The organism is Pseudomonas sp. NPDC088885 (assembly GCF_044750025.1).
Lineage (GTDB): Bacteria > Pseudomonadota > Gammaproteobacteria > Pseudomonadales > Pseudomonadaceae > Aquipseudomonas > Aquipseudomonas rustica.
In genome coordinates, this window is record NZ_JBIVJB010000028.1 from 45,309 (window position 1) to 56,796 (window position 11,488).

The window sequence follows — 11,488 nt, forward strand, 5'->3', positions numbered from 1 at the left end:
AGCAGCCTTGCTACCAGACTTCAACTGCAGTCAGATTGCAGCTTCTGTAGTAACAAGACGTTAGTACAGCCGACGACAAGGCCGGGAGGCGCGGCATACTAAGGTTGAGGTGATTGAAAATCGAATCGGTAGTTTACAGTTTCAGGTTCTTCTTGATGGTTTGAATTATCGTTGGCTTGCCACTATGAGAAAAAGTGGGTTTTTCGAGGATGCGTTTAACTTCGGAGTCTTTCAGTTGTAGAAGTGGATACATTGCTAATGTGTCGGCATTGGTTATCTGGTGAGGCTCAAAATCTTCAAGGGTGTTGAAGTCATTTCTTTTAATGTTATGAACGCTGTCAGACACTTTTTTCAGGTTGGCGATCTCAAGCTGTGCTTCTTTGTTTGAAACAAATTTACTGAAGTGGACAGGGTAGGGGAAATGATCCGGTGTATCTTCGGCAAGATGAGTTAGCTCGTGGATGAAAGTAAAGGCCTTTCCGATTATGTTCCTCTGCGCAAACTCTTCTGTCACGAAAATTCGTCCATGTGGATCTCGGGGGTTGGTGAGTGCACTAGGTTTCAATTGATCCGACTCGCCTGCCAGGTACACGATTTGGTCGTGTCTATCTCCTGCTTTCTGGTACCGGAGTGCTTCTTGATGTGTAGTTCTGTAGATGTTTAGAGCTGTATTTGCCGTTTCTTTGATTAAATAATTTGGGTGGTCTTTTGCATTTTTTCCTCTTAAAAAACGAGTTAGCTTTTGTGTTTGTTTTGCCTCTAACTCGTTGATGCTTCTTTGTATAAGATGAATGCTCAGTTCCATCGCGGCTTCATTCGTTTGCGCGAACTCTGTATTGCCTGATTTAAACGCGTCACTATTTCCTCTGTATTTGATTGAATAGGATCCTTCTTTGAGTGCCTCGTTTTCAATATCGTCGCCTTTTCCGATATATACCATTCCCTGATAGTCATACCCGCTGGAGGGATTGCTCTTTGCGAATAAATAAAGATTCAGCCCGTCAACTGTTTTTGCTGGATCCGGATTCAGCCATCGCTGCAACCACGGCGCGTAATACCTGAAACCATAATAATAAAGCCCCGTGGCATCTCGCTCTTGCCCCGAATAACGCACGGTTTTGTAACCCGCTTCGATTTCGCTGCGCCCGGCAAACCATGCGGTCGTGCCAAACGGGTGATAGCGCTCTTGGCTGATGATGTCGCCTGAGCTGGCCAGTTCGAGCGCGCAGGAACCGATATGGTCTTTAAGGCTGTAACGATATTGATCGTTGGCGATGTCTTCGGGCGGTTCTGGTTCCCAATGCAAAACCCGCACGCTGCTGCGTCCGGCTTGAACGGTGATCACCTGCAACGCTTCCCCCGTGCCGCTGTGGGTGCGCAGTTCTAGTCCAGGCAGATAACGAACTTCTGATACCAGCGTTCGGGCGCTGGTCTGTGTAGAGCGCACTTTACGAACGCGCATACCGTCGGCGCCGTAAACGTAACGCTCACGGTCATTCGCCACGGGGCTGACTTCGCGCAATTGGTTGCGCAGATCCCAGCGTAAAGATTGCCCCGGTTGCAGATTGAGCAAATTACCGTTGGCATCGAAACTGTTGCGGAAGTCTTCTTCGCTCGGTTCCACGCCATTGATCACCGGCAAACACCGATTGCTCTGCGCAGCCGCCACCAGTCGATGACCGTGACTCTGCGGCCCGTCATGCGTCAGTTCCAGCAAGTTACCGCCACGGTCATAGCGGTAGTTTTGGGTGTAGTTGGCGCACGACGCGGGATCGTCAAACCGCGAAAATGCCGGGCCTTGATTCGAACCGCCAGCCTCCCATCCCGTCGCATTGATCAACTGATAGAGGCTGTCGTAAACGTAACGGTTGATCGGTTCAATCCGCTGATTGGCAAAGTAACGAATGGGCAGGGCGGCGTCTTCAATGCTGACTACGTTGCCTACCGGGTCGTAGCCATAGCGCAAATCTTGCAGAGTGTCGTTACCGCGTTTGGCTTGAAGTCGTGTCAGGCGACCACTCTGCGCGGCGTATTCCAGCGAGGTGATCACGCCGTTGCCGGCCATCTCCTGCTCTGTCTGACCGTGGGCGTTGTAGCGAATAGCGCTGACCAAGGTTTTCGCTGCAGTGTTCTTTGCCAATTGCAGACGAACCTCGCGCAACTGGCCGGCGAGGGTCTGGCTGAAAAACTGTCGGTTACCTCTGGCGTCAGTTTGTTCGATGACTTCGCTCAGTGCATTGAATTGCGAACGGCTTGTGGCCTCGGTGCCGGGCTCAAGCAAAGCCTCACGTTCAGGCACTGGCTCAGGCCAGTCGGGCACTTCAAGTGCGAGCAGGTAATGCCGGGTTAACATCAGAACTTCACCCGCCAAGCCAAACTGTTCGAATCGCAGAACTCCAGCCGACTCATCGTGGCGGATTAACTGCCCGCACTGGTTTCGCTCGGAAAATGCTGAATCAGCCCAGCCATATTCGTAGCGTTCGGTGCACAACAACGCGCCATCATTCGCTTGCTCAAATACCGCGATCGGGCGAAGAAGGTTGTCGTATCCCGCTTGGCGCTGACTTCCCCTTGCATCGCATCCCCAAATACTCTGACCCGCCGCCCCGAAAAGATCGACACGCCATCCGGCATCAACACTGACGGTGCTCAAAGCCTTTCCTGATAGCGAATAGATCGACACAAGGTTCGCAGGTGCCGAAGCATCCGCCAGCAATCGCGGATCCTGCTGCGCCACCAATCGTCCGGCGGCGTCATGCTGTTGCAAGGTAAGCCGTGCCTCAGGATCGCTGAGATCTTGCCGCCAATAGGCAACCTGCCGCACCGGCAAGCCACGGCTGTCGGTGGCCGTCAGCTGCGGAGTATGGGCGTCAAACCCCCAACTCATGGGAACGGCATTTTTTTGCGCCGTTTCGCCGGCGGCGGGTCGAATAAGTCGTTTTCATCAAACGCCACGGTGCACCAGATCCAATACCACGTCTCCCGCCGCAGGGGTTTCATTTCCGGCGGATTGCCCTGAAGCATTTTTTTCGCCAACACCGTTTCGGTCGGGCGACCGGCCGCGTCGTAAAACTGCTGATCGTGAAACGCATGTTGGCGCATCGATTGGTCGTTTATGTAGAGCGTTTTATCGGCAAAGTAGGGGCGGTAAAGCCTCACGGTCTCGCCCTTGTTGTTGTACTCGACCGGCGCACTGATGCGGAAGCGGCGTGGCACTTCGGCCTCCTCCGGCGTGCCGTCGGGCTTGAGAATCAACTCACCGTTTGCGCCCACCAGCCATGACTTGCCCGGCTCAACCTCCTGTTTGGTTTGCAGTTGTCGACCAAAACCGTCCAAGCACGTAATGCTCAACCGAACTTGCATATCCGGGTCATCGGGGTAGCGGTCGGCCTGCAAGACGGCGCTGTATACCGGCTCGCGTTGGGCGGCATTGACTTGTTGCTTGAGGACGGTCTCGTTCGGGTCGAAGGTTTTCAGGCCAGCGAGGTGCTGACGCGCTCTGTCGCAGATATGCCCGCTGGGCAGGATAAAGCCCTCCTGTCTGGCCCATGCTATCCATTGCGCGGTAGGTGGCGAGCTGCGGGAGATACGCCCCATCCAGCTGAAAACGTCGGTGAAACAGACGCTGGCGAATTTTCCAATGGCCTCTTTTGGATCAGCAATGGCAATGGCCGGGTCGCGGTCAACAGGCGGAACATATGTTTCCAGTTTATGAAAACCAACGTCCAGACCATATTCCGTGCCGTGGAAGCTGGTGACCAGCGGTTCACCGAGCGCGTTGTAACTCGCTTCCTGAACGTTACGATTGGCGTCTTCGACCGAGGCCGGCAGGAAGCTGCGGTAATCAATATCGAGAATGCGTGTGGTGCAGCCGTCCGGCAACGTTACGGCGGTGGTCAGGCAAGAGTAGTCGTCGTAGCAGACCAGCGTTAAGCCATGGCTTTGGGTCTCCTGATACTTCTCGATGTTAAAAAATCCGACCGCCTTGAGGTAGGTGGGGAAGCCTCGGTGCACCGCCCACAAATAGTTTTTCGCATCGTCGGGATCCGCCAGCGGAGCCTGTTTCACCTCGGGCAGGAACGGCTCCATGATGTTGTAGCCGACCTCACGCGATTCGAGTTTTTCCTTGAGGTTGAAGGGCATGTTGCCCTGATCATCCTTGAGTTTGTCGTAGGCACTGAGGGCAATGGCATCCAGTTCTGCGCTTTCGATGTGGGCCGGCAGGCCCTCGAAAGTGGCTTGACCGGGCGCAAGGGTCTGGCCGGTTACGGGGTGCTTGTAGAATTGCCGCGACATTCCGGTCAGTACCGATTGTTTCGCCCACTCGCCATCGTCCTCGCTCAGCGCAAGCACGTCTTCATGATTGATTTGCTCGGGGCGCAGTGCCGTTTTGTCCAGAACCAATGCGTTGCCCCGTGTCTGGTAGGGCAAGCCGAGGCGCCAGGCTTCTTTGTCTGGTTGATGGATGTGCCGCGCTTTTGTTTGCGTCAGGTAGAAATTTTGCTGGGCATCATCGTGGGCGTGGCGCCACCAGGTCTGGTGATAGGGGTCAGTGAACGGCGGTGGGTCTTGTGCGGTTTTCCGGCGAGCGTAATTGACGGTAATGGCGTGGATGACTCTGCTGTACTCATCCCATTCGAGGTTAATCGTCTTCTGGCATAAAGGGTCGTCGACAATGGTCGGTTCATAGCTGTAACTGATCGCCTCCACCGTCAAGGGCTGCTGCACCGCGTAAGGTTGATGCTTGCCTTTGGGGCGCAGGATGCGCACTGCGTAGCGCGCCTGCTGTACGGCATAGGGCACGCGTTGGCCCTCAGGATCGTCCGCCGCGTAGATCTCCGTGCGCATCACCTGGCCACTCAGGGCGCGGGCAATTTCGCGGGCGGTGTCTTCATCGGGTGACTCAAGCAATTCAAGCGCGCGATCATTGAAATGGTATTTCTGCACCAATGCAGGTTTTAGCGGTACGGCGTCGGGGTCGTGACTGCAATAATCCTTCGTTGGCGGGTCGATCTGCTCGCCCGTATGGAACCAGGTCAGGCTGAGGATTGGCGCGGTGAAACCGGCAGTCGCACGTTCGGCTGCGGTGGCTTCGGTGTCGGTTTGCTTGAGCAAGCGAAAGCCCCGGCTTTCGCGGTCGAATGGATCGTAGTAACCGCCTCGGTAGGTGAAACATTGGGTGAGTGTGTTGTCGGTGATCTCGTCGTGCTGGGTTTGTCGGCTCACCAGGTGCATCGCGAGCGGCAGTTTGGACACTGCGGTCCTGCCCTGTGCGGTTTCCTCCTGCTTTTCATCCAGCCATTCCTGTGCCGAGCTGCGGTAAGTGACGTGGCTGCTGGCGCCCATGTTATTGCAGGTGCCGTTGACGAGATAAGGCTTGGCATCGACGAAATCGTAACGCCAGTGCTGAGGCGTCATGTAGGGAATTGTCAGGATCAGGCTGGAGCAGCCAAGCCCGAGCAAATCGGCGGCGGTGACCTGGCTCAGTCGGTCATAAAGTACGTCCGGTGGCCACGGCAGGTCGATGGAGGTCTGCGCGTATCCGTTGCCGGCGCGATTCATGAACACCCGCAGGCACTCGGGTTCAAGGTAGACCAGGTCGACCGCGCCCGAGCCGTCGAGGTCAGCCAGCCGTACTTGAGCAGCATTGAACTCGCTGTAAAGGAAAGGCAGCGTAGACCACACGAAACCCTTGCCAAACCGCCCATGGCCCAGGTTCGGCCAGACCTTGACTTCGTCATGGCGGATGCGCACCAGATGCTGTTGCCCGCTGCCGAGCGGATCAGCGAATGCCACCACTTCCGATTCATCGTCGATCAACGACGGCAGTTCATCGTCGTCACCGTCGGGGGTTTTAGCCAGATGGGGTACGTCGATACCGTCGGCGAATCCTTGTTCGCGACAGTTGGCATACAGCCGCACGCTGCGGGTGCCGATCATTGCGAGGTCGCTGAGGCCATTACCGAGCAGATCGGCGAGGCGTGATTCTGGGTGTAAAAACTCGCTGGGGAACGCAGCAAAGGGGAGGAAGTCTGCCCAGTTGCGATCAGCACCCAAGGTGAAGTACCCCCGCATCCCCGGCATGGCGATGACCCAGTCGAGTTTGCCATCGCCCGTCAAATCGGTGAGCGATTGATGGATGGGCTTGCTGCTGTCAGCGGTGGGAATGTACGGCAATGACATCCAGTCGCTGTAGCAGACAGCGTCGCCGCCACTTTCGCAGCGCAGCGGCTCGCGGTAGTACCAGGCTTTATCAAGACGGCACAGCACCCCCGGCATGCCCTCGCCGTGCAGATCCACCAGCTGATAGCGCTGACCGTCGTTGAGGCCCGGCATGTCCGGGAATGGTGTCCAGCCCGTTCGTTTGGGTTCGAGTTGGAACGTATTGTAGTGAAACTCCATCGGCGGACGACTTTCGACCTGCTTCGCGGCGCCGTAGGCTTGAATATGTGCCGCGACCAGATGGTTGAAACCGAGCGGGCTGGCGCGGTGATCCAGCAGCAGGCGCTGGACCAGTACCGGTGTCGGCCCCAGCTCTTTGAGGAAGTGATGGAACATCAGCACCTGCTGGCACAGGCGCTGAGTGCCTATCTCAAAACCGAAGCTGTAGTTACAGTATGGATCGCTGCGCTTGAGCCATAGGTTATTTTCAGCGTAGTCGGGTGCGGTTTCCAGGGCAGTACTGCGCTCGCCGTAATCGAACAGCAGATGAAAGTGCCAGTGTTCTTTTGTCCAACTATCGGCAACCCACGCGTACAGATGTGGATGGGCTTTCGCGTTGCCGTAGTACACGCACTTGAGGTAACGCTGGGCACGATAGTCGCGCAGCTGCGGCAAGGTTGGGGCCTCTTCGTCGGCCTTGTATTCGTAGACGATGTGCTCGCCGCGGGTGTTGAGGCTTTCCTCGATCAGCCATGCGCCGACTCGCTGTGGATCACTTGTGTCGGCCCCGCGCGCGCGTGGGTTTTTGCCATATATCTCGACGATGCCATCGGCACCGTGGAAGACCCAGAAGCCCGCGGGGTCGGCAGCGGTCGACCAGCGCTCGATGAGGTTGAAAGCATTTTCGATTCTGGGCCAATAGCGCACAACCGTGTGACTGTCGCCCAGGTCCACGCCGTTGTATTGGCGGGTGGTTCTGGAGATGAGGGCGCCGTTATCATCGCGCTCGGGCATCCACACATCGCCGTCAGGACCTGTGACCAGATCGTTACCTTTGTATTCCGGGACACCTTTGGAGGTGCGTAAATAGATGACTTTGATGTTCAGGTGCCAGCCGATGCCAAAGATGCTGTTGCCGCCATTACTGCTGTAGTTCAGCCCCAACCCTGGAGCAAAACCGCGCCCGCTGGAGATCGGCAAGGGTATTTGCAGCGATGCGGCACCATTGGTGCCGATAGGTCCCCAACCTTTGCCGATGCTTTGAATCGCACCGCCCATTTTTGGCAGCGAAGGCGTATTGATCTGCATCGTCGACTGTTGCTGAGGTTGCTGTTCACTCATAGCGAAGCGCCTGCGAAGTCGACCGTGAAATGCATGTGCTCGAACACTGTCTCTGCGACGGCCATATCATTAATTCCCCCTGGCAAATCGGTGGCATCGGCGCAATGCCCGGCGGATTAACGCTAGCGGTAAACGACCTCGCTGTAACCTGTCAGACCTGACAGGTCGACTCGCTTTTATTAGACCGAATTCGTTCAACGGATCGTTTTTTTATCGCTAATCCCTGTAGGAGCTGCCGAAGGCTGCGATCCTTTGATCTTGTCTTCAAGGGCAAGATCAAAGGATCGCAGCCTTCGGCAGCGCCTACAGGTGTGTTGTCCTCAACAAAAAAAAGGCGCCCCGAAGGACGCCAAAAAATTCACCTCTTTCCAAAGGAGCAAGGAGCTTCTAAAGGTGAATCTGATCGCTCATGAAATTCACAGAATCGCCAGCGGGTATTCGACGATCACCCGCACTTCTTCCAGATCGGACTCGAACGCTGTGGCGCGGGTCGTGGCCTGACGCAAACGCAGTGACAGGTCTTTCATCGAGCCGCTTTGCACCACGTATTTGACTTCAACATCGCGCTCCCAGCGCTTCTGATCGGTGAGCGGATTACCCTCCGCGTCGCGGCGCATGTACACAGCGTTGGCGTTGGAATAATCAGCATCGGTGCCGCGACCGTAACGGGTCATGAACGACAGACCCGGCACGCCGTACGGGGTCATGTCGAGGTCATAGCGCACCATCCAGGAACGCTCCTTGGGCGAGTTGAAGTCGCTGTACTGGATGGAATTGTCGAGGAAGATCGAGTCGGACTGGCGCAGGTAATCGAAGTCGTCGTTGCCGTTGTTGCGCTGGTGGGAGAGGGCGACGGAGTGGGCGCCGAGTTTGACGCCGACGCGGCCGCTCCAGATGTTGTTGTCGAATTCGCCGAGCAGTTGTTTGCCCTCGTCGACGGCCTTGTAATAGTTGAGGTCGCCGAACAATGACAGGTCATCTGCCAATGGATACGTCCATGCGGTACCGGCGTAGTACTGATTCCAGGCGTCCTTGAGGCGGCTGGAATACAGGCTGAACGTGAGGTTTTTGTTCAACGCGTAATCGCCGCCACCGTAGGCGATCCACGGGGAATTGACCGGGCCGGCGTAGAAGGTGGCGAAGTTATCGTTGAGGTCGCTTGAGGTCGGTTGGCTCATTGCATGCAGTCGACCGCCCTGTACCGCCAGGCCTTCGATACTGGTGTTGATGGCTGTCACGCCTTTGAAGCTCTCGGGCAGCAATCGCGAGTCACCAGCGGCGACCACCGGGGTGGCAGGGAACACATCGCCGACCCGTACGATCGTATCGAACGCGCGCACTTTGGCGGCGCCGCCGAATTTGGTGTACTCGTCCTGCGCCTGGCCATCGCTGTTGACCGGCAACACATCGAAGGAGCTACGAGCGCCGTTACGGCCGTCACCGGTGTCGAGTTTCAGGCCGATCATGGCAAACGCATCAACACCGAAGCCGACGGTGCCTTGGGTGAATCCGGACTCGAACTTGCTGATCACTGCGTGCGCCCAGGCTTCGGAATAGCCATTGCCAGTAGGGCTGGACTGGCCGTTGCGGTGATCACGATTGAAGTAGTAGTTGCGGTTGAGGACGGTGAGGCTGCTGCCTTCGATAAAGCCTTCGGCTTTTTCCTCCGCCACTACCATGGATGATCCGGCGCTGATCGCCACCGTTAAAGCGGCCATCGATATTTTTGTAGGGTTAAGCATCAGTCACTCCTGGAGTTCGGCAGAACGGGAACGTGCTTCGGCGTGAGTTTTATTGTTCGACGGGCGAGGGCCCGCCGGCATGGTCGCCGGGTGACATCGTTGCAAGCTGCGGATAACGCCAAGGTGATGAGGGAATTACAATTTCGTCATGTGGCGGGTGTGAATACCACTGAACCCTGTGGGAGCGAGCCTGCTCGCGAAAGCGGTGTGTCAGGCAATGAAGATGTTGAATGTGCCGACGCCTTCGCGGGCAAGCCCAGCTCCCACAATGATCCGGGATGGCCACAGAATTTGTGCACGACACATAACTTGTAGGAGTGAGCCTGCTCGCGAAAGCAGTGTGTCAGGCAATAAAAATGTTGAATGTGCCGACGCCTTCGCGAGCAGGCTCACTCCCACATGGGTCAGGGCCAGTCTGAAAGAACACCTGTGGGCAGAAGTGACCCCTATCTTTCGAATTTGTGCAGAAAGCCTTTAGGTGGAGAGTCATCAGTATTATCGGGACGTGTGAGCTTGCCCTTCATGCCGCCGATCCGTTTCACACGTGTCTTCTTCAAGGTGATTTTGCCTTGGCGCTCGTCGGCTAGAGCATCAAGGCCGTCCACCAACTCAGAAAAAATATTTCGCTTCATGGTTTTTGGATCGCCACTAGATAGGTGATCCTCAAATTTAACCGTCATGCTTTCTGTTGAATGTCAGCCATTGCTCACCGCTTTGCAGGCAGATTCCTAAAAAGGCGAGGGCGTTGAAGGTCAAAAGATCGCAGCCTTCGGCAGCTCCTACAGACCGCATACCGTCCCAATGTAGGAGCTGCCGCAGGCTGCGATCTTTTGATGTTAAATCCCACAAAAACAAAAACGGCACCCGAAGGTGCCGTTTTCATTTCTAGCCAGCCGAGCAATCAGCCCGCCAGACCCGCCTGCTGAACCAGTGTCAGCAATGGCTGCGGGTACACACCCAGGAAGAACGCGACCAGGGCGATGGCCAGCAGCATCACGCCGCCAGCCTTCTGTTCCCAGTGCAACTGGGCGTCGTGTCGACGCAGGTTTGGCTCGATCAGGTACAGGGTGACCATCACGCGCAGGTAGTAGAAGACGCCGATGGCACTGCCCAGTACCAAGGAGCCGACCAGCCACCATTGGTGCGATTCAACACCGGTAGCGATTATGTAGAACTTGCCGATGAAGCCAGCGGTCAGCGGGATACCGGCCAGCGACAGCATCATCACGGTCAGCACGGCGGTCAGGTACGGGCGGCGCCAGAACAGGCCGCGGTATTCGTACAGGGCATCCGCGTCACGGCCGTTGTACGGCGAGGACATCAGGGTGATCACGCCGAAGGCGCCGAGGCTGGTGATCACATAAGTCACCAGGTACACGCCAATGGCTTCCACCGCCAGACCCTTGCTCGCCACCAGTGCGATCAGCAGGTAGCCGAAGTGCGCGATGGACGAATAACCGAGCAGACGCTTGAGGTTGCTCTGGGTCAGGGCCAGCAGGTTACCGAACAGGATCGAGGCGATAGCGATAACGGTCAGCACGTCGCTCAGTACGCCACTGCTGGCGGCAGGGGAGATCTGGAACAGACGCACCATCACCGCAAACACTGCAACCTTCGACGCAGTCGCAAGGAACGCGGCCACCGGCGCCGGTGCACCTTCGTAGACGTCCGGCGTCCACAGGTGGAACGGCACCAGCGACAGCTTGAACGCCAGACCGATCAGCATCATGCCCAGGCCCAGTTGTGCCAGCGGGCTAGGCAGACCCGTCGCGGCCAGTGCCTGACCGATACCGGTGAAGCTCAGGGAACCGGCGTCAGCGTAGAGCAGGGCCATACCGAACAACAGGAACGCGGAACCGGCCGCCGACAGCACCATGTATTTGATGCCGGCTTCCAGCGAACGCTTGTTGAAGAAGGCGTAAGCCACCAGACCGTAAACCGGTACCGAGAGCAGTTCCAGACCGATGAACAAACCGGCCAGGTGCTGCGCGCTGACCAGAACCAGACCACCGGCGGCGGCCATCAGGATCAGCAAGTACAGTTCTTCACGGTTGCCCGGGTAACCCGAACCGCCATCACCCAGATAGGCGTGGGCGAGGGTGACGCAGGCGAGGGTGGCGACCAGGATCAGCGCCATGTACAGGCAGGCAAACGAGTCGATCTGCAGCAACGGGGTCACGGCCAGAGGCGCGACTTTCAGGGCTGGCAGGATCGACAACAGGGCCAGGTTCAGACCGGCGACC

Annotated in this window: 4 protein-coding genes and 1 pseudogene; all 5 read right to left on the bottom strand. The window is 56.9% G+C overall.

Going from position 1 to position 11,488, the window contains the following annotated elements:
- Window positions 1-133 precede the first annotated feature (133 nt).
- A complete protein-coding gene (locus ACIP1X_RS14180; RefSeq protein ID WP_400752911.1) occupies window positions 134-2,887 on the bottom strand; it encodes an RHS repeat-associated core domain-containing protein in 2,754 nt (917 codons plus the stop codon).
- Entirely contained in the window at window positions 2,884-7,440 is a 4,557-nt protein-coding gene (locus ACIP1X_RS14185; protein WP_400752914.1) for a SpvB/TcaC N-terminal domain-containing protein, read from the bottom strand. Before ACIP1X_RS14185 ends, ACIP1X_RS14180 begins: the two co-directional genes overlap by 4 nt.
- Before the next feature lie 479 nt (window positions 7,441-7,919).
- On the bottom strand, window positions 7,920-9,245 hold the full coding sequence (locus ACIP1X_RS14190; RefSeq protein ID WP_400752917.1) for an OprD family porin: 1,326 nt from the start codon (window positions 9,243-9,245) through the stop codon (window positions 7,920-7,922).
- A 536-nt stretch (window positions 9,246-9,781) separates the two neighbouring features.
- Window positions 9,782-9,877 (bottom strand): annotated as a pseudogene (locus ACIP1X_RS14195) (transcriptional regulator); the annotation flags it as partial.
- Between the two features lie 269 nt (window positions 9,878-10,146).
- On the bottom strand, window positions 10,147-11,488 hold a 1,342-nt coding region (nuoN, locus tag ACIP1X_RS14200; protein ID WP_400752920.1), incomplete at its 5' end, for an NADH-quinone oxidoreductase subunit NuoN.